The following is a 22,299-nucleotide window of genomic DNA, read 5'->3' as shown; positions in this document are numbered from 1 at the left end:
GCGGCAAAAAAGTTGTGCCGCTTCGAGGCTGCTGGCCCCTGAGGCCCGAGTGACAGGCTCTGACGCCATCCACCATGCTGGTCGTGGTCATCGATCATGCGTTTTTCCTGACCATTGCGCTCCAGCCGTGCGAGCAGTGATAGGAGAACTTGGTCAGCGCGTGCGGGCCGCGCCATAATTGGTAAAACCACTTGCCTGCAAGGAGGTCGCGCGTGCCGCCATCATCCCTGCGCCAGCCGCGCCTGGCCGACGTCATCACTCAGCGTCTGGAGACGCTGATCCTGGAAGGCAGCCTCAAGGCGGGCCATCGCCTACCATCGGAGCGTGAGCTCGCCGAACGCTTCGGTGTCTCGCGCCCGTCGCTGCGCGAAGCGATCCAGAAGCTCTCGGCCCGTGGTTTACTCACCAGCCGCCAGGGCGGCGGCACCTATGTCAACGAGCGTCTCAGCGACAGCTATGGCGATCCGATCCTCGAGATGCTGTCGCGTCATGACGAGTTCTATCTCGACGTGCTCGAGTTCCGAGATGCCATGGAGGGTATTACCGCCTATCACGCGGCGATGCGCGCGACTCCGGCGGACAAGGAGATGCTGCAGCAGCGTTTCCAGGCCCTGCGCGACAGCTATACCGACCCCGGCCAGCAGAGTGACGCCCTGCGCGAGGCCAAGGCCGATGCCGCCTTCCACCTGGCGATCGCCGAGGCGGCGCACAACGTGCTGATGCTGCACACCATCCGAGGCCTGTTCCAACTGTTGGAGAAGAGTATCGTCGCCAATCTGGCGCATCTGTTCGAGCGCCCCAACGCGCGCAGCCTGCTGATGGATCAGCATCGTGCACTGCTGGAGGCGATTCTGGAGGGCCGCGCCGAGGATGCCCGGCATCTCGCCCATGAGCATCTCGGCTATGTCAAGGAGGGGCTGATGGAGATGCAGCGCGCCGAGTTCCGTGCCCAGCGCGCCGAGCGCCGCACCCAGTTGCTCAAGGGCACGCCACCACGTTGATCACTCACCGCTCAGGTGGCGGTCCTTGAGCTTGACGTAGTTCCCCGCCGTGTAAGCGAAGAACTCGCGCTCCTCGGGCTTGAGCGGGCGCAGCGGCTTGGCCGGGTTGCCGGCATAGACATGGCCGCTCGCCAGCCTCTTGCCCGGCGGCACCAGCGCGCCGGCAGCGATGATCACCTCGGACTCGACCACGGCGCCGTCGAGCACGATGGCGCCCATGCCGACCAGCACCCGATCCTCCACGGTGCAGCCGTGCAGCGTCGCCTGATGCCCCACGGTCACCTCGTCGCCGATGATCAGCGGATGCCCGCCGGGGTTATAGTCGCTGGCGTGGGTACAGTGCAGCACGCAGCCATCCTGCACGCTGGTGCGCGCGCCGATGCGGATGCGATGGACATCGCCGCGAATCACCGCCATCGGCCACACGGAACTGTCGTCTCCCAGCGCCACATCACCGAGCACCACACTGGTCTCGTCGATGAAGACCCGCTCGCCCAGACTCGGGCTCATGCCCTGATAGGTTCTCATTGCCATGGATTGCACGCCTCTCTTCGCTCGACGCCGCCCGGCGCCGAGGGCCGTGGTTGGTTTCTATATCAGGCTCGACAACAGCACGACCGCCGTCAACGGGATCGACACGTAGCGCACCACGCCGCGCCACAGCCGAAACCCCGTCGCCGGCGCCCCCAGCGCCGAGGCTGCGGCTTCGGGTAGCATGCGCCAGGCGGCGAAGATCGCGATCAGCAGCCCACCGATGGGCAGGAAAATGTCCGGGGGCACGGTCGAGACCAGGGCGAAGAAGTTCATCTCGCCGATCCAGTGCACGTCGGCCAGGGTCGAGAACGAGAGCACCGAGAGCAGCCCCACGCCCCACACCAGAGCACCGATCAGCAGCGCCGCCCGCCCGCGGCGCCAGCCGGCACCGATCAGCATCGCCACCATCGGCTCGGCCAGATTGATCGAAGAGGTCCAGGTCGCCACCAGCAGCAGCAGGAAGAAGGCTCCCAGCCAGATCTGGCCACCCGGCAGCTCGCTGAAGGCGATCGGCAACGTCACGAACATCAGCCCCGGCCCCTCGGTCGGATCGAGGCCGTGGGTGAACACGACCGAGAAGATGGCGATACCCGAGAGCAGCGCCACCGCAATATCCAGCAGGGCCACCGCGCAAACCGCCCGCGGCAGGCTCTGTTCATCGGGCATGTAGGCGCCGTAGGCCATCAACGCACAGGCGCCCACGGCGAGGGTGAAGAAGGCGTGCCCCATGGCGTTGAGCACCACATGGAGATCGATCGCCGCCGGATTGGGCGTGAACAGCCACGCCATCGCCGCACCGAAACCGGCAGTGGTGACGGCATATCCCCCGAGCACGATCAGGATCACGTAGAGCAGCGGCATCATCACATTGTTGAGCTTTTCCAATCCGTTGCTGACCCCGGCGGCAACCACCGACATGGTCAACAGCATGAACAGCGTGTGATTGAAGGTCATGCGCAGAGGATCGGCGAGGAAGGTGTCGAATGCCGAGCCGATCTCCGCTGGCGTGCGATCGACGAAGCCACCGTTGACCGAATCGACCAGATACTCGATCGACCAACCGGAGACCACCGAATAGAACGAGAGGATGAAGAACACGGTGAGCGCCCCGAACAGCCCCACCCAGCGCCAGTGCGGGCTGACCCCGGCCTCGCTGGCGAGATACGCCAGCGCCTGCATCGGGCTGCGCCGGCCGGCGCGCCCGATCAGGATCTCCGCCATCATCATCGGCAGGCCCAGCACCACCACGAACAGGATGTAGAGCAGCAGGAAGGCCGAGCCACCGTTCTCCCCGGTCATGTAGGGAAAACGCCAGATATTGCCCAGCCCCACCGCGGCGCCGGTCACCGCCAGAATGAAAGCACGGCGGGAGTGCCAGCGCTCCAGGGTTTCGCTCATCGTCTCGTCACCTCATCTTGGCGGGGCACCGTCTCTACCGGGCCATCCATACGGGGCCATCTTCACGGATAAAGGAGGCGAGCCTATCAGGGCTCACCGCAGCGGCCAATCCTGGCATCGCGCGGTGGCGAGAATGCTGACCGCCGCTCTGACTGCCACCCCGGCCGCCGCGTTGAAAGGCAAGGCCATCCCCCCCATATACTGTGGCACCGATTCTTCGTCCGAGGTGATCATGTCGCACAATCCGCTGCTCGACTCCTGCACGCTGCCGCCGTTCGAGGCGATTCGCCCCGAGCACGCCGTTCCCGCGATCGAGAAGATCATCGCCGACAACCGCACCGCGATCGACGCCCTGGCCAATCAGCAGACGGTCACCTGGGACTCTCTCGCCGCGCCGCTGGAGGCGCTCGACGACCGCCTCTCCCAGGCTTTCTCGCCGGTATCGCATCTCAACTCGACAATGAACAGCGACGCCCTGCGCGACGCCTATCAACAGTGTCTGGCCCTGCTCTCGGAGTACAGCACCTGGGTCGGCCAGCACACGGCGCTGTTCCAGGCCTTCGAGCGCCTGGCCCAGAGTGAGGGTTTCACCGCGCTGGACGAGGCACAGCGCAAGGCGGTGGACAACACCCTGCGCAACTTCCGCCTTGCCGGTGTCGATCTGCCGAGCGAGCAGAAGCGCCGCTACGGCGAGATCCAGGCGCGGCTCTCCGAACTCGGCAACACCTTCTCCAACCAGCTGCTCGACGCCACCCAGGCGTGGCACAAGACCCTGCCCGACGCCTCGCGCCTGGCCGGCCTGCCCGAGAGTGCGCTGGAGATGCTGGCCGCCAACGCCGAGGCCAAGGGCGAGTCGGGCTACCGCATCACCCTCGATGTGCCCTGCTTCCTGCCGATCATGACCTTTGCCGAGGATCGCGAGCTGCGCCAGGAGGTCTACACCGCCTACGTCACCCGCGCCTCCGACCAGGGTCCCAACGCCGGAGCCAACGACAACGCTCCGGTGATCGAGGAAATTCTGGCGCTGCGTCACGAGCTGGCCCAGCTGCTCGGCTTTGCCACCTACGCCGACTACTCGCTGGAAACCAAGATGGCCGAATCCCCCGGCCAGGTCCTGGGCTTTCTCGACGATCTCGCCGAGCGCGCCCAGCCCCAGGCGCGACGCGATATCGGCGAACTCGAGACCTATGCCCGCGACACCCTCGGCATGGACGAGCTGGCACCCTGGGACATCGGCTTCGTCAGCGAGAAGCTGCGCCAGGCGCGCTATGACATCTCGCAGGAGCAGCTACGCCCCTATTTTCCCGCGCCGCGGGCGGTGGACGGCCTGTTCCGCGTGGTCGGCAAGCTCTACGGCATCCACATGGCCGAGAACCCCGACGCGCCGCGCTACCACCCGGACGTGCGCTACTTCGACGTGCTCGACGGCGACACTCCGATCGCTGGCTTCTATCTCGATCTCTACGCCCGTGAAGGCAAGCGCGGTGGCGCCTGGATGGATGTCTGCCGTACCCGCCGCCAGCGTGAGGATGGTTCGCTGCAGCTGCCGGTCGCCTACCTGACCTGCAACTTCACGCCGCCGGTGGGCGGCAAGCCGGCGCTGTTGACCCACGACGAGGTGCTGACACTGTTCCACGAATTCGGTCACGGCCTGCACCATATGCTGACCCGGCAGACGGTGGCCGACGTCTCCGGCATCAGCGGCGTGGCCTGGGACGCCGTCGAGCTGCCCAGCCAGTTCATGGAGAACTTCTGCTGGGAGCGCGAGGGACTCGACCTGATCGCCGGCCACGTCGACAGCGGCGACAAGCTGCCGGATGCGCTGCTCGACAAGCTGCAGGCGGCACGCAACTTCCAGTCGGCGATGCAGATGATGCGCCAGCTGGAGTTCTCGATGTTCGATCTGCGACTGCACCATGAGCTCGCTACCCCCAGCGCCGCCGACGTGCAGGCCCTGCTCGATGCCGTGCGCGACCAGGTATCGGTTGTCCCCAGCGTCGACTTCAACCGCTTCCAGAACGGTTTCTCGCATATCTTCGCCGGCGGCTATGCGGCGGGGTACTACAGCTACAAGTGGGCCGAAGTCCTCTCGGCGGATGCCTACAGCGCCTTCGAGGAGGCCGGCATCTTCGACGCCGAGACCGGCCAGCGCTTCCGCAGCGAGATACTAGAGCGCGGCGGCTCGCGCGATGCCGCTGAGCTGTTCAAGGCATTCCGCGGTCGCGAGCCGAGCATCGAACCGCTGCTGCGCCATACCGGCATCGAACCCCGCGACGCCGCCTGACGGACGTCGCCGACACGCACCCTGCGACGCGGGCCGGCCAGCCCCGCCCGCGTCGCCAGCGAGGTCAGCCATGACTCATACCCCCAAACGCTTCATCGCCGGCGCCATCTGCCCGCGCTGTGCGGCCATGGATCGCATACGCAGCTGGGAGCAGAACGGTATCCGTTACCGCGACTGTGTCAGCTGCGACTTCTTCGAGCAGTTACCGGTGGAAGACAGCGCCCAGAACGAACTGCCGACCCGGGTCAACCAGCCGCGTGAGACGCAGAAACCGGCGCGCGAGGAGATCAGCACGGTCAAGATCATCGACCCCGGTACCCGCCACTAGGCACTAGGTGCTGACCGGCCTGGATCGCCTCATCCCGCCGCGACGACCTGGGCCATCAACTGGCTCAGATCGTCACTGCGCCAGGTGGGCACCTGCTCAAGTGCCGGGTCCATGGCCTTGCCCGGGCGCGCCACGAACGCGGTACGCATGCCCACCGCCTGGGCGCCGATCAGATCCCAACCATGTGCCGCCACCATCACCATCGCCTCGGGCGCGACCGACCAGTGCGCCGCCGCCGCACGATAGGGCTCCGGTGCCGGCTTGTAGCGCTCGACCTGATCGACGCTGAGAATGGCATCGAAGTAGGCTGCCAGCCCCGCCTGGGCCAGCTGATGCTGCGCCGCCGCGCTGGCGCTGTTGGTCAGGGCGGTGAGCGTATGACCCTGCTGGCGCAACCCGGCCAGCGCCTCGACGGCATCGGCATGCGCCGGCATGCCGAGTACGCCGTCGACCAGCGCCTGCTCGTCGGCGGGCGCGATCGAAACCCCATGCTTGGCGCCCAGCTGACGCAGCGCGCTCTTGGCCAGCTCGGCGAAGGGCGCGAAATGCCCGACCAGATTGGCAGTCATCCAGGTTTCCTGAAGGATCAGGAACCACTCGCCGCGGCGCGCCTCGGTACTGAACCAGCGCATGAACAGCGGGTCCAGCGCGGCGGTGTCGAGCAGCGTTTCATTGACGTCGAAGACCAGATGCACAGGGCCTCTCCCTTGGGTGGTTGGCCCCTCAGTGTAGAACGCAATGCCTAAAGGCGTGGCCGCCTAGCGCCCCAATCCCCATCCCAGTCCCAGGCCGTGTGTCAGCACCTCTCGCAGTACCGCCAGCGGCGGCAGCCAGGCGATCAGATGCACCGAGGTCAGCAGCAGCATCAGTGAACTGCCGGGGGCCTTCCAGTCGAACGGCTTGAGCGCGGTGCCGAAGGAGCGCTTGAACCGCGCCCCGGTGAGATCGACGCTGTAGAGCTCGTCCAGCGCCAGATGGATGAGAAAGCCGAGCGTCAGCGCCAGGCCATGCAGCCAGGCCAGCGGCGCCGGCTGGCCGAGCAGGGTGAAACTCGCCGCTGTCGTCGTCAGCCCGCTGAGTGCCGCCGCCAGCAGCGAGTGCCACAGCCCGCGATGCACGGTGAAGCGGGCGAACAGCGCGCTGGCCAGATAGCGCACCGCCAGATAGGTGGCCCCACAGGCGGCGAACAGCTGCGCCGGCGTGACCCGATGCTGCAGCAGCAGCACCGCCACGACGATGGCGATCAACGCCAGGATCTGAAAGATCAGGCGCACCGCGCGGGAGTTGTCAGCATCGATGTCGGGCAGAATGCCGCCGAAGGTCACCAGACCGGCGATCGCCGCCGCCTGCCACAGCCCATAGAGCGACGCCTGCCATCCCGCCTGGGAGACCACGAGTCCCCCCACGCTGGCGACCCCGAAGTGGGTGCGAAAGTTGGCCATCGGTGCCGCCGCTCCAAGACTGGATAAATAGCCAGATTATGCGGCTTGCGACCTATGGAAAACAATAGCTTAGACAGCGGCGTTTCGGATATCAGCCATGCCGCACCCGAATTCCGGCGATACCCCGCCGATTCGGCATGAGCCCGCACACGCCACGGCCCCGCCGAAGCGGGGCCGTGGAAGGAGTACCGGTGCCGAGCGGTACGACGTTACTTGATCACGCCGCAGGCAACGCGCGCCCCGCCGCCACCCAGCTTGGGTTGATCGCTGTAGTTGTCGCCGCCTGAGTGGATGACGAAGGCGTGGCCGGAGAGATCCGCTTCGCTCAGGCGCGGCGCCAGCACCGGGGTGGTGGCGTCGCCCTGGGCATCCACCGCCAGTACCGGCAGATCACCGAGATGGCCGGCATCACTGTACGGCCCCTGGTGAGAGTCGGTCTGCTCGGGATCGAAGTGGCCGCCCGCGGCCCCTGCCGGGGTCACCTTGCCATCGCTCTCGCTGGGATCGCAGCTGGCGTTGGTGTGCAGGTGAAAACCGTGGATACCGGGCTCGAGACCGGAAAGCTCGGGCGTCAGCAGCAGCCCGTAATCGGTATCCTTGGCGGTGATGGTCCCGATGGACTCACCCACCCCTTGGGTGGAGACGCTATGCATGTCGACCTGGGTATCGGCCTGTGCCAGCCCCGCCAGCGTCAGCAGGATACCCGCGCCCAGGGCGCTCGCCATCGTCCGTTGCATCGTTCACCTCCGATTCGACCGTGATGTGCTGAACGGGCCAGCCCATTGCTCGCCCGCCGCTCTCAACCTAGTCGAAGTCGCGCGACGCTGCGACGTCCCGATCTCACGCCAGATTGTCGAGAATGCGCAACGACGGGGCGGCCTGATTGAGGGTGTAGAAGTGCAGACCCGGCGCCCCGCCATCGAGCAGACGCTGGCAGAGCCGTGATACCACCTCGGTCCCGAAGGCCTGGATGCTCTGCTGGTCGTCGCCGTAGGCCTCGAGCTGCTTGCGCACCCAGCGCGGAATGTCGGCGCCGCAGGTGTCGGAGAAACGTGCCAGCTTGCTGTAGTTGGTGATCGGCATGATGCCGGGCACGATCGGCGTCTCCACGCCCAGTGCGCGGACCCGATCGACGAAGTGGAAGTAGGCGTCGGCGTTGAAGAAGTACTGGGTGATGGCGAAGTCGGCGCCGGCCTTCACCTTGCGTGCGAAGTTCTCCAGATCACGCTCGACGTCCGCCGCCTGCGGATGCGCTTCGGGATAGGCCGCCACAGCGATCTCGAAATGGTCGCCGGTCTCGGCGCGCACGAACTCGACCAGCTCGTTGGCATAACGCAGCTCACCCGCCCCGCCCATGCCCGAGGGCAGATCACCGCGCAGTGCGACCAGGCTCTCGATGCCCGACTCACGATAGCGTCCGAGCAGATCGCGTATCGCGGCCTTGTCGCTGCCCACGCAGGAGAGATGGGGGGCTGTAGAGACGCCACCCTGGCGCAGCGCCTCGACGGTATCGAGGGTGCGCGCCTGGGTCGAACCACCGGCACCGTAGGTGACCGAAAAGAAACGCGGCGAACGCGCACTCAGCGCATCCCGCGTGGCGGCGAGCTTTTCCCGCCCGGCCGCGGTATTGGGGGGAAAGAACTCGAAGCTGATACCCAGGGGGAGATGCGGATTCATGCGCGCCTTCGTCTCGAAATCGGATCAGGAGGGAGAGGTGCCGGCTCGGGCCAGCGGACGCCCGTCACGACCCGCGCGAGCCTCTCTACGACATGGGCTCATTGTGCCCGCCGCCCTGGGCCCCGGCCAATGAAACTTTCCGCGGCCCGGCATGAAAACCGGTCATGCAAGCGCCTTCACGCATGACGTTCGATCGGGCCGCGTCAGGGGCGGAATCAGGGATGGACACCCGCGTGGCAGTCGCCACCGGTACGGCAGGCGGCGGTCTCGACCTGGAGCGTGGCGTGATGGATCGCGAAGCGCTCCTGCAGCACCCCATAGGCGCGCTCGATGACCGCATCGTGCTGATCGGCCGAGGCGATCACCAGATGCGCGCTGAGCAGCGGGTCCTGCGGCGTGAGGCCCCAGACGTGCATGTCGTGCAGCCCGCTGACGCCCTCGACCGCCAGCAGCGCCTGCCGGATCTGATCCACGTCGAGCCCCTCCGGGGTGCCTTCGAGCAGGGTGTGGGCGGAACGCCGCAGGATCGTCCAGGCCGCCCGCAGGATCAGCCCGGCGGCGAGCACCGAGAGCAGCGGGTCGATCGGTGTCCAACCGGTGAGCAGGATCACCACCGAGGCCACGATCGCCGCTACCGAACCAAGCAGATCGCCGAGTACGTGAAGCAGCGCACCGCGCAGGTTGAGATTCTCCTGATCGCCCCCGTGGAGAATCTTGAACACCACCAGATTGACCAACAACCCGAGTACGGCGATGACCATCATCGGCCCGGCCAGCACCTCCACCGGTTGGGTGAAACGCTGCACCGCGGCGATGAAGATCCACACTGCGATGCCGAACAGGGTCAGCCCGTTGACGAAAGCGGCAAGCACCTGGAAACGCTGATAGCCAAAGGTACGCCGGGTATCCGGCGCACGCCGGCCCATGGCGAAGGCGAACAGCGCCAGGCCGAGCGAGAAGCTGTCGCTGAACATGTGCCCGGCATCGGCCAGCAGCGCCAGCGAGCCGGACACCCAGCCACCCACGACCTCCGCCAGCATGAAGCCAGCGGTGAGCAGCATCGCCCATTTGACCCGCTTGGCGCTGTCGGCGGTCACTTCAGGCGTATGGTCGTGATGATGGTGATGGCCGCCATGATCGTGATGATGATCATGATGGTGGGCGTGGTCGTGATGAGCGGGCATGGCGCGCGTCCGTCTAACGTGTCCTGCAAGGGTAGCGCACACCCCTGACGCTATTGTATTACACCCCCGCCCCGTCAGCGGCGTCGCCGGCGCACCGAACGGTGCCGGCGGCCTGCACGATGGCGTGCCTCAGCGCCATGGACGCTGGCGCCAAAGATCCCAGGCAATGCCCACCGCGATACCGACACCGATACCCCAACCCCACTCGCCGCTGGCCAGCCACACTGCCATGCCGGCGACGATGCCGATGAGAGAGCCCTGCATATGACCTCCGTTTCGCTGAGCGCGCTGCGCTGAAAGGATCGACGCTTCCGCGACACGGAAAGCTGGCGCATGATGCCATGGGAGACGACGGTGAAGACAGCCAGGGGATAGCATCAGGGCAAGGCAGTCATGAAGAGACAACCCTGAAGAGACAGCCGTGAAGAGATGGTCAAGGAAGGGAGAGACACCCTAGGGAGCCCCCCAGACGCAGACGAACGAAAGGTCCGGCAGCAGATCGGAAAGAAGAGGCAGACAGGAAGATAGATCGAAGGCGAATTGGGTGGCGAACGCCGCCCATCAGAGCTCACCCCGCAGTCCTTTGCGGTCACGCCGCTTGGCTAAGTGAGCCCGCTCAGCATGCATCGTCTCTGGGCGGTAACCAAGGCAAATATGATAATCCCCGCATCACTTTTGCTAATAACAATACTTAAGTTCCCTTAATCATGGAGTTATAGCCGAACAACGGTTCAATAACCCCTGTCATTTTTTGTATCTGAGAAAGAGTCGCAGGAACAGAGGCTTGCGCTCCGCATCCGGCCCCGCCCTACAGGCATTGGCGCCCAGCCCGGAACGAAAACGACGACGCCCGCATCAGCGGGCGTCGTCGTGTGGTGGCAGACCGCTGCCAAGCAGCCGTCAGTTGCCGACCGGAGCCTGCTGGGGCGGCTTGGCCTTGGCCAGCAGGAACAGCACCACGGTGATCACCGCGCCGACGACATCGCTGGCCAGCCCCGGGAAGATCAGCGCCAGCGCGCCGATCGCCGCCAGGATCCGCCAGAAGGGATTGAGCGGCCGGCGTAGATAGCCCTCCACCGCCACCGCCAGCAGCAGCACCCCGATCACCCCGGTGACGATCACCCACAGCGTGTTCCACAGGGTGGCATCGATCATCAGCATGCTGTGCGCGAACACGAACATGTAGGGCACCACAAACCCGGCGATGGCGAGCTTCATCGCCTGGAAGCCGGTGGCATTGGGCGAGCCACCGCTGATGCCGGCACCGGCATAGGCGGCCAGCGCCACCGGCGGCGTCAGGTTGGCGAACAGCCCGAAGTAGAACACGAACATGTGGGCGACGAAGATCGCAGTGTCGTTGCTTCCGGCCAACTCACGGAACAGCGGCAGGTTGAGCAGGATCGGCGCCGCCATGGTGCTGGTGATGATATAGGTGGGGATGCTCGGCAGCCCCATGCCGAGCACGATCGAGGCGATCATGGTCAGCACCAGGGTGACCAGCAGCTGAATCATCGGGATCGGGATCTGCTGGCCCAGAGTGACCACCGCGTCGGCGGCGTCCAGGGCGATACCGGTCAGGGTGGCGATGCCCACGATGATCCCCACCGCGCCGCACGCCACGGCGACCGGAATGGCGTTGCGCACGCCATCGGCCATGGCATCGCGACAGTCGGCGACATCCATCTTCTCGGCCACCATGCCGAGCTTGGCGCGCAGCGCATTGATCGCCACCGGCACCAGAATCACCAGGAACAGCGTCCAGCGGCTGGCCGGGAAATTGGGCAGCGGGTTGCCGGCGAACAGCGCGCGCAGTTGCGGCTCCAGGATCAGGAGCACCAGGATCAGGGCGAGCCCCACGGTGACCCGGCGGGTACCGCAGATCAGCACGGTGGCGGCGATCGACCAGAAGGCGGCGAAGAACGGCGCGCGGCCGTCGAACAGCAGCCACAGCAGCACCGCCATCGGCACCAGCAGATGGCCGCGCTTGAGCATCACCGTCTTCAGCGGTGTCAGCTGATCGCGCGGAATCCCTTCGAGGCCGTTGCGCATGGCGCGCAGATGGACCTGGAACAGCACCCCGAGATAGTAGAGCAGGGCCGGGATGATGCCGGCCAGGATCACCTGGGTGTAGGGCACCGACAGCACCTCGGCCATGATGAAAGCCGCCGCGCCCATGATCGGTGGCAGGATCTGGCCGCCGACGCTGGCAGCCGCTTCCACCGCCCCGGCGAAGTTGGGCTTGTACCCGGTCTTCTTCATCAGCGGGATGGTGAAGGCGCCGGTAGTCACCACGTTGGCGATCGCCGAACCGTTGATCGAGCCGAGAAAGCCGCTGGCGATCACCGCGACCTTGGCCGGGCCGCCGCGGGTGTGCCCGGCGATCGCCAGTGCCAGGTCGTTGAACAGCTGGCCCAGCCCGGACTTGCCGAGGAAGGCACCGAACAGAATGAACAGGATGATATAGCTCGCCGAGACCCCGATCGCGGTCCCCAACAACCCCTCGGTGATGAACACCAGATGCGAGGCGATCTGGCGACAGGTGGCGAGGATGATGTTCTCGTTGAGCACCGGGTAGAACGACAGCTTGGCGTAGAAGCCGTAGAGCAGGAACAGCGTGGCCAGGATGGTCAGCCCCCAGCCGGTGACCCGCCGAGTGGCGTCGAGCACCAGCAGGATCGCTACGAAGCCGACGACCATGTCGGTCTGATTGATGCGCCCGGCGGAAGCGATCACCCGGTCCGAGACCACCAGCATGTAGACCCCGATGGCGAACGCCACCAGCGCCAGCGCCGCGTCGCCCCAGGGCACCCGGTCACGCGCGCCGCGTCGCGTCAGCGGATAGAGAATGAAGGCCAGAGCCAACAGGGTATAGAGGTGGATACTGCGCTGGGCCACGTCCACCAACGGCCCGGAGAACGAGGTGTAGAGGTGAAACAGCGCCAGCAGCACGCTGATCACGGTGACGAACTGGACCACCACCAGCGGCAGCCGGTCGCGCACCAGACTCTCACGATCGAATTTCTCCAGCGCCTCCTTGACCGAAGGGTCCTCGGGACCATCGGCGGAAAGCACCACTTTTTGTTCTGACATATCGATTCCCTACGTCTAGTTGAGCCAGGGTACCCACGGCCGCAGCAACGCCGGGAGTACCTGCCACAAAGGCGCTTTTATCACAGAAAAGGTCAGGATGGGGGGCGGAGCATGGCGCGACAGCGGAATCACGTGGCCAGCGAAGATCATGCGGTAGTGCTCCTCCACCGCCGCCTGGATCGCCAGCGGATCGACCACTCGATCGATGCCGGTCATCACCACCCAGCCATTGTCGAGATGGGTCTCCTTCCCCGCATGGGCAGGCACACCCGCGCCGAAGGTCTTGAAGCGGGTACCGGTGATCTCGATCGCGCCGTCGGCGGTGATCCGGTACCACTCTTCCCAATCCTCCTTCTCCACCGAGTGCATCCAGCGGATCTTGAAGGTGGTGCCGGCCCACCCGGGCAGTGCCAGGCGCCACTCGGCGCCCTGCTTGACCGCCAGCCAGGGAAGCGGATACACGACGGTGGCGATCCCGAGCAGGATCGCCACCGTCATCACTAGGCGCCGTACGACAACTGCCTGCGCTCGGCAATACGGCGTTAAAAATCGGCTCAAGATACTCATTTACACCGAGTAAACTCCGCTCCTTCGCCGATTTTTGCCTTGTCTTGCCTTCGCTCGCCGACTTTTCGCGCAGCCCCCAGGCGCCAGCGCCGGCGCATCACGCCCCGACCGCGGGCGTCACGCCGCACGCAGCATCATCAGGACTGCGGTTCCTTGTCCTGAGCGTTATCGCTACCCGAGGCTTCGCTGCCCATGCTGTCGCTGGTCGACGCTTCGCTACCCATGGCGTCGCTGTCGCTCTGCGACTTGGTGGCGTCGGCGCCATCATCAGACTGCGAGGCGAGGGTGGCGTAGTAGGCTTCGGCGCCCGGATGCAGCGGTACCACCAGGTTCTGGTTCATGCTGGCGGGATCGAACTGCTTGAGCGCGCCGACGGAGACATTGCCCGACTCGAGATAGTCGTGGAAGCGCTTGGTCAGATCCTCGGCGACGTCGTCGCGCATGTCGCTGCCGACGATCATCAGATTGCGAATCGCCACGGTATCGACCGCGTTGCCCAGGTCATAGCGCTCGGGCGCGCCGGCCGGAATCTCGTAGTTCTCGTAGTACGGGTACTTCTCCAGCAGCTTGCTGGCGACATCGCCGCTCACCGGCACGAAGGTGATGTCGGTGCTCTGCATCAGCCCGGTGATGCTGGAGTTGGGCACGCCGGAGGTGAAGAACGCCGCGTCCAGGTTGCCGTTGCTCATGCCGGTGACGCTGTCGGCGTAGCCGGTATGGCTGACCTGGGCCAGATCGTCGTAGCTCAGGCCGGCCGACTCGAGCACCTTGGCCGCGCTCTGCTCGACCCCGGAGCCGACCTTGCCGACGCCGACTCGCTTGCCCTTGAGATCGGCGATGCTGTGGATGCCGCTGTCCTCGGTCGCTACCACCTGCACCACGTTGGGATACATACCCGCCAGCGCCTTGATGTCGGCCGGGTTGCCATCGAACTGGTTCTGCCCCTTGATCGCGTCATAAGCCACATCGCTCATGACGATAGCGATCTGGTTGAGGCCGTCGGTAATGTTGTTGATGTTCTGCACCGACGCACCGGTGGAGACCACCTGGACATTGCCGACCAGATCACTGGCTTCGAACACGCTCTTGAGCGCGCCGCCGATCGGATAGTAGCTGCCGCCGGTACCGCCGGTACCGAAGATCAGATTGACCGGCTGTGCCTGGTCAGCCGAGGCGGTGTCGCTGGAGGAGGACTGGTTTGCGTTCTCGCCTTGGGCGGGGGTCGACTCGCTCTGCTGCGACGTCGACGATGTCTGGCTCTCGCTGCTCGCCTTGTCGTCGGCGTCATCGCCGCAGCCCGCCAGCAGCGCACCGGAAAGACCCAGTGCGGCAAACAGCATCCCTGTACGTAGCCTCATGGTATACCCCGTCTGTTGAGTGTGATCGCGTCGCGTCCGCGCGTGGCGCCCTCATTGGCCCACTCGCGGGCATTTGTTCTTGGCCTGCGGTCCATGGCTTGGGTTCCATGGTCCGTCATCCGCAGCCTGGCACTGCGCGACAGGCACCCAGAGTAAGCAAGGCCCGCCCGCGATACCATGCCGGGCCCGAGGACTACGACCAAAGTCTAATCCTTCTGCGCCTCTCCCGCCGCCAGTACCCGGCCCACCACTCGGCCGATGGTCAGCCCCTGGACGACGATCGACACCAGCACGATCAGGTAGGTGACATTGAGCACCACGTCGCGCGCCTCGCTGGGGGGCAGCGACAGCGCCAGCGCCACCGAGATGCCGCCGCGCAGGCCGCCCCAGGCGAGCACCGGAATCGAGCCGCGCCGGAAATGGGTGTGCGCCAGCGTCACCGGCACCGCCACCACCAGCCAGCGTACCGCCAGCAGCAGCAGGATCAGCGGCACCGCGACCCACAGGTAGTCGACCCGGAACGGCAGCGCCAGCAGCTCGAGCCCGATGATCACGAACAGCAGCGCATTCAGGATCTCGTCGATCAGCTCCCAGAAATCGTTGAGGTGCTGGCGCGTCTGCGGTGACATCGCATGGGTCCAGGCGTGGTTGCCCACCACCAGCCCAGCGACGACCATGGCGATCGGGCCGGAGACGTGCAGATGCGTGGCCAGGGTATAGCCACCGAGTACCATCGCCAGTGACAGCAGTACCTCGACCTGATACTGATCGACCCGCTTCATCAGCGCGTGCACGCCGTAGCCGAGCAGCAGCCCGAACAGCGCGCCGCCTCCGGCCTCCTCGGCGAACAGCCAGATCGCATGCCAGCCTAACAGCGACTCACCACTCTCCGCCGCCGCCAGCAGCAGCGTGAACAGCACCACCGCAACCCCATCGTTGAACAGCGATTCGCCGACGATGCGCACCTCCATGTCCACCGGCGCGCCGGCACCGCGCATGATCCCCAGCACCGCCACCGGGTCGGTGGGCGAGATCAGCGCGCCGAACACCAGGCACCAGGGCAGTGCCACAGGCACGCCCAGGGCGGCCAGCAGCCAGTGCGAGGCGACCCCGATCAGCAGCGTGCTGGCGAGCACACCCAGGGTCGCCAGCACGCCGATCGAGACCCAGTAGTCGCGCAGCTTGGCGACATCGACGTGGAGCGCGCCGGCGAAGAGCAGAAACGACAGCATGCCGTTCATCAGCAGGCTGTCGAAGTCGAGCGCCTCGACCCAGCCCCGCGCCAGTGCCGCGGGTGCCTCCCAGCCCAGCGCTGCCAGACCCTGCATCGCCAGTGACAGCAGCAGTGCGCTCAGCATCACGCCGATGGTGGCCGGCAGCCGGATGTAGCGTTCGTTGAACCAGGCGAGCCCGGCGGTCACGGTCAGAATGATCGCGGCGAGTTCGAGCACGAGGGCCTCCTAGTCATACGTAAATAGCCATGCGTGAAGTGCCATACGTAAATTGCCATGCGTGAATTGCCATGAGTGAAAAATGATACCCGCGACGTAAACGGGCCCGCCGAAGCGGGCCCGTGTCTGCGTCACAGGTTAAGAGCGTCGGACGCCCGAGACTCAGAGACCGGCGGCGGCGCGCAGCGCCTCGGCGCGGTCGGTCTTCTCCCACGGGAAGGCGGTGAAGGTCTCTGTCTGGCGCTCGCCGTTGACGTCGGTCCAGGTATAGCTGGTCTCGAACGGTTCACGCCCGAAGTGGCCATAGGCCGCGGTGAGGCGATACATCGGGTGCAGCAGATCGAGCATGCGGGTGATCGCATAGGGGCGCAGATCGAAATGCTCGCGCACCAGCTCGATGATCTTGGCCTCGGCGATCTTGCCGGTACCGAAGGTATTGATCGACACCGAGGTCGGCTCGGCCACGCCGATGGCGTAGGAGACCTGAATCTCGCACTTGTCGGCGAGCCCCGCGGCGACCACGTTCTTGGCCACGTAGCGCCCGGCATAGGCGGCGCTGCGGTCGACCTTGGAAGGGTCCTTGCCGGAGAAGGCACCGCCGCCATGGCGCGCCATGCCGCCATAGGTATCGACGATGATCTTGCGCCCGGTCAGACCGCAGTCACCCACCGGGCCGCCGATCACGAACTTGCCGGTGGGGTTGATGTGGAAACGGGTACCGGTGTGGATCCAGGCTTCCGGGAGCACGTCGCGGATGATCAGCTCCTCCACCGCCTTGCGCAGCTCCTCCTGAGAGATCTCCGGATCGTGCTGGGTCGACAGCACCACCGCATCGACGCCGTTGGGCTTGCCGTCTTCACCATAGGTGAAGGTGATCTGGCTCTTGGCGTCCGGACGCAGCCAGCCCAGGGTGCCGTTCTTGCGCAGCTCGGCCTGACGCTCCACCAACCGGTGCGAGTAGTGGATCGGCGCCGGCATGTAGGAGTCGGTCTCGTTGGTGGCATAGCCGAACATCAGCCCCTGATCGCCGGCGCCCTGGTCCTCCGGCTTGCTGCGATCGACGCCCTGGGCGATGTCCACGCTCTGCTTGCCGATCAGGTTGATCACGCCGCAGGTCTCGCCGTCGAAACCGACATGGGACGAGGTGTAGCCGATATCCAGGATCACCCGACGCACCAGTTCTTCCAGATCGACCCAGGCGGTGGTGGAAATCTCACCGGCGACGATCGCCACGCCAGTCTTGACCAGCGTCTCGCAGGCCACACGCGCCTGCTTGTCACGGGCGATGATGGCGTCGAGCACGGCGTCCGATATCTGGTCGGCGATCTTGTCGGGGTGGCCTTCGGAGACGGATTCGGAGGTAAATAGAGAGTATTCGCTCATGCGTACGGTGATCCCTTCGTTCTCGGGTTGCGGCTCGCGGGCAAGGCCGCCTGACAACACAGCGGCGTCGTCGCTCGAATGAACGGATGGAAACGACGCACGGCATCCCCACACCGGCCGCGCCGGGAGAGGATCGAATGTTTGCACACAGAATAGCGACGCCCTGGGGATAAGCCAAGCACGCGCCGCGGGGGCAGGCATGGCGCCGGCGTCGCAGCGTCTACCCGATCATCCGCCATGCCCCTCGCAGCCCACCCCATGTACCTGAGCCACCAGTTCGCGAATGCCCCGCTCAGGGTCGTCGCGCTGCCAGGCGTTGCGCCCGAAGATCACCCCGCGGGCGCCCCCCTCGAACGCTTGGTCGGTGAAGCGCGCGAGTGCCGCGTCGTCCCCCATCGCCGCACCGCCCAGGATCAGCACCGGCACCGGGCAGCTCTCGGCCAGCAGGCGCATGTCGGCGACCTCGCCGGTGAACTGCGCCTTGACCAGATCCGCCCCCAGCTCGGCGGCGATCCGTGCCACCCGCGCGATCCGCTCGGGATCGAGACGGCCGCCCTCGCGCTCGCCCCACACCACCGCCTCGACGATCAGCGGCAATCCCAGCGCCTCACAGCGGCGCGCGGTCTGCGCCACCCGGGCCAGATTGTCGGCCTCCCGCGATGGATCGGCGTACCCCGAGATCAGGCACATCACCACCGCATCGGCACCCAGTGCCTGGGCCTCCTCAGGGGTCGCGAGCAGGCGCTGGTGCTCCTCGCCGGCGAGGGTGAAATCCCCCACACAGGGGTAATCGATGCGCACCACCGCTGCCGGCGCCTCACGGCAGGCGAACAGCGCCGCATTCTGCTTGAGCAGCCCCGGCGACAGCAGCACCGCATCGGGCCCGGCCGCCGTGATCGCCGCACACACGCCAAGGGCGTCGCGGGCGTGATCCACGGGCCCCGCCAGCAGGGTACGATCGAACGCGACCATGCAGCTGCGCCCGCTGTCGCGGCGGAACAGGCGACCACGGCGCAACTGCGCGGGGCTCATCGTCGGGTTCATTCTCTCTCTCCTCTCCCGTGCTGACTCAGGCCGAGCCCAGCGCCACCCCATGCTGCTCGCGGGCGATCGTATGGACCCGTGCCACCTCCGCCTCGCGACGCGCCGCCGACCAGCCCAGCGCCGTTCCGCAGTGCGTCGCCACGTCTTCCACCACCGCGGCCGTCAGCCGCGCCGAGAGCGCAATGGGCAGGCGCCGGAACAGCACGTCGGCCAGTCGCTCGACGCGCTCGAAGCGGCATACGAAATCGATCTCGCCCACCCGGTAGTCGGGCAGCGAGGCCAGCGGCTGCTGGCCCTCGGTACAGGCCGCGCAGTGCGCCGCCACCGCTTCGCCACGGCTGCCGTAACGCTCGAGCAGCACGATCGCCCGGCGCCGGTCGCCAGCGCAGGCTGCCGCCACCCGGCTCAGCCAGACATCGCGGGCGGCCTCGTCATGGGGGTAGTCGTGGCCGCCACCGATCGCCAGTTGCTCGGTGCTCAGATCGCGCCGCCGCTCCAGCCGTGCCAGCACGTCGTCGGCCACCTCGGCGGCGAAACCGCGGAAGGTGGTCCACTTGCCGCCCACCAGCGAAAGCAGCGGCGTCTCGCCGAGCCGATCCTCGCGCACCGCGTGGTCGCGGCTGATCTGGCCGGGGTCGTCGGCATCGCTGCGCGGCAGCGGGCGGACACCGCTGTAGCGGTAGCGCACCCGCTCGGCACCGATATCCAGATCCGGAAACAGATAGCGCACCGCCTCCAGCATGTAGTCGCGCTCGTCGTCGTCGCACACCGCCCGGTCGGGGTCGTCGCAGCGGATATCGGTCGCCCCCACCAGCACGTGCTGCATGAACGGATAGATCAGGCAGATCCGCCCGTCGGGGGTACCGAAGTAGATCATGCGACCATCGAGCTGACGCCGGATCTCGGGCACATCGACGATCAGGTGACCACCCTTGGTGCCGCCGATATAGGCCGTCTCGCGCCCCAGCAGCCGGTTGATCTCGTCGATCCAGGCGCCGCCGGCGTTGATCACGATGCGCGGGCGCACCTCGAAGGCCTCACCCGTGGCATCGCTGAAGTGCAGAGTGACGCCCTCGGTACCGCCCTGCCCCGCCTGCTGGCCGGCCACGGGCTCGGGGGCCGCGGAGCCCAGAGTCACGGAGTCCAGGGTCGTGTAGTTGAGCGCCAATGCCCCGCGGTGGGCGCGGCAGCCGTCGTCGATCAGCTCGAAGCCGAGCCGCTCGGCCTGGGTGATCGCCGCGTCGTAGTAGGTGTGCAGCGCCTTGACGTCGTTACGCACGTCCGGCAACGACTCGCGCACCCGGCGCCCGAAGAGCACCGAGTGGCGCGGCATGCTGCGAAAATGGCGCCCGAAGAAGTCGTAGAGCGTGAGCCCCACTTCGCTGATCAGCACACCGCGGTCGTCGATCTTGGCCGGACGCCGCAGGAAGCGCTTGAGTGAGGGCCAGATACCGCCGAACCAGCTGTGGGTCGGCATCGCCGTGCGCAACGGATGGACCACATGCGGGGCATTGCGCAGTAGCAGATTGCGCTCGCGAGTCGACTGCGCCACCAGCCGGAACTCGCCGGTCTCCAGATACTTGAGCCCGCCGTGGATCAGTCGCGACGGCGCGGCGCTGGCACCGGCGCAGAAGTCCTGCTTGTCGACGATCAGTACATCGACACCCTGCAGCGCCAGATCGCGGAATAGCCCGGCACCGTTGATACCGGCGCCGATGATCAGCACCTCGACGTTGGGGTCGTTCGCCAGGCGCTCCCGCGTGGCCTGGCGACGGGTCGGTATATCGCCATCATGAGCCTTCATGGGCGCTCTCCCGGATCGGGTAAAGAAGTGTGGGCAGCGGAGCTGTCAGCGACAGACGCCTGGGCAGCGGCAGTCTGGGAGGCATCCACCGATGCCTCACTATCGAGCATCCCCCATAGCGGGCGCAGGCACTCGACCAGCTGCTGGTAGCGTTCGAAACGCACCTGGCACGCCTGCTGGCGCTGCGGGTCGGGGCGGTAGCACTGCTGCGGCTCGCACAGCGCCGCCGCCGCGGCGATCGAGGGAAACACCCCGGCGCCGACGCCGGCACAGATCGCCGCGCCCCAGGCGGCGGCTTCCTGGGTCCGCGCAGTCTCGATCTCGCGCCCCAGGGTATCGGCGAACAGCTGCGCCAGACGCGGCGAGTGGCTGCCGCCGCCGGTGATCCGCGTGCGCCGGATCGCAAAGCGCGAAGCCAGCGCATCCACGTGCACGCGGTGGTTGCAGACCACACCCTCGAGGATCGCGCGCAGTACATGACCGCGCTGGTGCCACCCCTGCAGCCCGAAGAGACCGGCACTGGCCGGCTCCGCATAGGGCGAGCCGTACAGGAAGGGGTGATAGACCAGCCGTGAGTCGCTGTCGAAGGCTTCCTCCAACGCCTCCTCCATATCGGCCAGAAACGCTGCCGTGCCGCCATCCCCGGGACGCCCCCACTGGCGATGGAACCACTCGAGATTGCTCGAAGACGCCGGCGAGATCGCCATGTTGAGCCACTGCCCCGGCCGCAGGCCGTTGCGTGTGGCCCAGCGCGCATCGGGGCGCGGCGCATCGGAGAACACCTCGTTGATACTGAAGGTGCCGGCGGCGATGGTCAGGCTGTCGCTGTCGACGTTGCCCAGTCCCAGCGCACTGGCGGTGACATCGTGCAGCCCGGCGGCCACCGGCGTACCGGCGACCAGGCCGGTCGCGCGCGCCGCCGCCGCGGTGACCCGGCCGACGATCTCCTCGGGCATGCGGATCGGCGGCAGCGCCTCGGTGACCGGCTCGATGCCGAGCAGCGAAAGCCCCTCGCGGCTGTAGCGCTGGGTCTGCACATCGGTGTAGCCGCTGCTCGCCTCGGTGAAGTCGGTGGCGACCTCGCCGGTCAGCTTGAGCCGCAGCCAGTCCTTGCAGGTCAGCACGTGGCCGAGGGCAGCGAAGCGTTCGGGCTGCTCGGCGCGCATCCACGCCAGCAGCGCTACCGGCGAGAACGCGAACGGCACCTGGCCGAGACGCGCCAGCGCCTGATCTTGCACGCCTTCTTGGCACCAGCGCTCGACCACCCCGGCGGCGCGACTGTCGAGGGAGGTGATGCCCTTGCCCAGCGCCTCGCCGTGGCGGTCGACGGGGTAGAGACCATCGCCGTGGGCGGTCACGCCGACCGCGAGAATCTCGCTGGCGCTGACATCGGCCTGGGCCAGCGCGTCTCGGATGGCCGCCGCCGCACCGGCCCAGACCGCCTCCATGTCGCGCTCGACCCAGTGCGCCTGGGGATGTTCCAGCGGGCAGGATTGCCGCCCCACCCCCACGACGTCACCGGCGAGATCGAAGATCACCGCCTTGGTCGAGCTCGAGCCGCCGTCGAGCCCCATCAGATAGCCTTGCGCCACGCCTGCCTCCTGACTCTGTAGAGACGCGATGAGCGCCGGCCGACGATCGACCGACTTCCGCATTTCTAACATCGAATTGTGACGAAGCAGCGTTAGACGATGGTGTTACTCCATACGCAAGTATTGATTAAACTCTTTATTTTCAGATAATTAAAAAATTAT

General features: G+C 66.4%; 19 protein-coding genes. 3 read left to right on the top strand and 16 right to left on the bottom strand.

The window, feature by feature from the left end; all coding sequences use genetic code 11:
- The first annotated feature begins 212 nt into the window (after positions 1-212).
- Positions 213-1,001, top strand: a complete 789-nt coding sequence (locus DOM66_RS18195; RefSeq protein ID WP_110677296.1) for a GntR family transcriptional regulator — start codon at positions 213-215, stop codon at positions 999-1,001.
- On the opposite strand, the gene DOM66_RS18190 is transcribed toward DOM66_RS18195, so the two are convergent.
- Together DOM66_RS18190 and DOM66_RS18185 are read right to left on the bottom strand one after the other, a co-directional pair.
- Positions 1,002-1,535, bottom strand: a complete 534-nt coding sequence (locus tag DOM66_RS18190) for a gamma carbonic anhydrase family protein (protein WP_110677294.1) — start codon at positions 1,533-1,535, stop codon at positions 1,002-1,004.
- Between the two features lie 57 nt (positions 1,536-1,592).
- On the bottom strand, positions 1,593-2,933 hold the full coding sequence (locus DOM66_RS18185) for a sodium-dependent transporter (RefSeq protein WP_110677292.1): 1,341 nt from the start codon (positions 2,931-2,933) through the stop codon (positions 1,593-1,595).
- A gap of 232 nt (positions 2,934-3,165) precedes the next feature.
- Between DOM66_RS18185 and prlC the strand changes: the two genes are divergently transcribed.
- Both prlC and DOM66_RS18175 read left to right on the top strand, forming a co-directional pair.
- Positions 3,166-5,217: an oligopeptidase A gene (prlC, locus tag DOM66_RS18180; RefSeq protein ID WP_110691105.1), complete on the top strand. Its 2,052-nt coding sequence runs from the start codon at positions 3,166-3,168 to the stop codon at positions 5,215-5,217.
- Positions 5,218-5,287: 70 nt separating this feature from the next.
- A complete protein-coding gene (locus DOM66_RS18175) occupies positions 5,288-5,545 on the top strand; it encodes a YheV family putative zinc ribbon protein (protein ID WP_110677288.1) in 258 nt (85 codons plus the stop codon).
- Positions 5,546-5,574: 29 nt separating this feature from the next.
- On the opposite strand, the gene DOM66_RS18170 is transcribed toward DOM66_RS18175, so the two are convergent.
- From DOM66_RS18170 to DOM66_RS18110, 14 genes are all read right to left on the bottom strand, one after another.
- Positions 5,575-6,240: a haloacid dehalogenase type II gene (locus tag DOM66_RS18170; protein ID WP_157959097.1), complete on the bottom strand. Its 666-nt coding sequence runs from the start codon at positions 6,238-6,240 to the stop codon at positions 5,575-5,577.
- Positions 6,241-6,303: 63 nt separating this feature from the next.
- Complete coding sequence (locus tag DOM66_RS18165; RefSeq protein ID WP_110691103.1) at positions 6,304-6,987, bottom strand: metal-dependent hydrolase; 684 nt, start codon at positions 6,985-6,987, stop codon at positions 6,304-6,306.
- 209 nt (positions 6,988-7,196) lie between these two features.
- Entirely contained in the window at positions 7,197-7,724 is a 528-nt protein-coding gene (sodC, locus tag DOM66_RS18160; RefSeq protein ID WP_110677282.1) for a superoxide dismutase family protein, read from the bottom strand.
- A 103-nt stretch (positions 7,725-7,827) separates the two neighbouring features.
- A complete protein-coding gene (gene metF / locus DOM66_RS18155; RefSeq protein ID WP_110677280.1) occupies positions 7,828-8,664 on the bottom strand; it encodes a methylenetetrahydrofolate reductase [NAD(P)H] in 837 nt (278 codons plus the stop codon).
- Positions 8,665-8,879: 215 nt separating this feature from the next.
- Positions 8,880-9,848, bottom strand: coding sequence for a cation diffusion facilitator family transporter (locus DOM66_RS18150; protein ID WP_110691102.1), 969 nt, complete (start codon positions 9,846-9,848; stop codon positions 8,880-8,882).
- Positions 9,849-9,977: 129 nt separating this feature from the next.
- Entirely contained in the window at positions 9,978-10,112 is a 135-nt protein-coding gene (locus DOM66_RS20035) for a hypothetical protein (protein ID WP_280951068.1), read from the bottom strand.
- A gap of 636 nt (positions 10,113-10,748) precedes the next feature.
- Positions 10,749-12,938 carry a TRAP transporter permease gene (locus DOM66_RS18145; RefSeq protein WP_110691101.1) on the bottom strand — a complete coding sequence of 730 codons (2,190 nt, stop codon included), beginning with the start codon at positions 12,936-12,938 and terminating at the stop codon, positions 10,749-10,751.
- A gap of 15 nt (positions 12,939-12,953) precedes the next feature.
- Positions 12,954-13,436: a DUF1850 domain-containing protein gene (locus DOM66_RS18140; RefSeq protein ID WP_110691100.1), complete on the bottom strand. Its 483-nt coding sequence runs from the start codon at positions 13,434-13,436 to the stop codon at positions 12,954-12,956.
- 206 nt (positions 13,437-13,642) lie between these two features.
- Positions 13,643-14,863 carry a TAXI family TRAP transporter solute-binding subunit gene (locus tag DOM66_RS18135; protein ID WP_110677272.1) on the bottom strand — a complete coding sequence of 407 codons (1,221 nt, stop codon included), beginning with the start codon at positions 14,861-14,863 and terminating at the stop codon, positions 13,643-13,645.
- Positions 14,864-15,069: 206 nt separating this feature from the next.
- Positions 15,070-16,314, bottom strand: a complete 1,245-nt coding sequence (locus DOM66_RS18130) for a cation:proton antiporter (RefSeq protein ID WP_110677270.1) — start codon at positions 16,312-16,314, stop codon at positions 15,070-15,072.
- A 162-nt stretch (positions 16,315-16,476) separates the two neighbouring features.
- Positions 16,477-17,697, bottom strand: a complete 1,221-nt coding sequence (metK, locus tag DOM66_RS18125) for a methionine adenosyltransferase (RefSeq protein WP_110691099.1) — start codon at positions 17,695-17,697, stop codon at positions 16,477-16,479.
- 228 nt (positions 17,698-17,925) lie between these two features.
- Positions 17,926-18,741: a class I fructose-bisphosphate aldolase gene (locus DOM66_RS18120; RefSeq protein ID WP_157959096.1), complete on the bottom strand. Its 816-nt coding sequence runs from the start codon at positions 18,739-18,741 to the stop codon at positions 17,926-17,928.
- Positions 18,742-18,766: 25 nt separating this feature from the next.
- Positions 18,767-20,545 (bottom strand): glycerol-3-phosphate dehydrogenase/oxidase, encoded by a 1,779-nt coding sequence (locus DOM66_RS18115; protein WP_110691097.1) that lies wholly within the window; start codon positions 20,543-20,545, stop codon positions 18,767-18,769.
- Positions 20,542-22,137: an FGGY-family carbohydrate kinase gene (locus DOM66_RS18110; protein ID WP_223162067.1), complete on the bottom strand. Its 1,596-nt coding sequence runs from the start codon at positions 22,135-22,137 to the stop codon at positions 20,542-20,544. The genes DOM66_RS18115 and DOM66_RS18110 overlap by 4 nt, the downstream gene beginning before the upstream one ends.
- Between the last annotated feature and the right edge of the window lie 162 nt (positions 22,138-22,299).

Source organism: Salinicola endophyticus, from assembly GCF_003206575.1.
Lineage (GTDB): Bacteria > Pseudomonadota > Gammaproteobacteria > Pseudomonadales > Halomonadaceae > Salinicola > Salinicola endophyticus.
The sequence above is the reverse complement of the archived record's forward strand: the minus strand, read 5'-3'. Positions and strand labels throughout refer to the sequence as shown.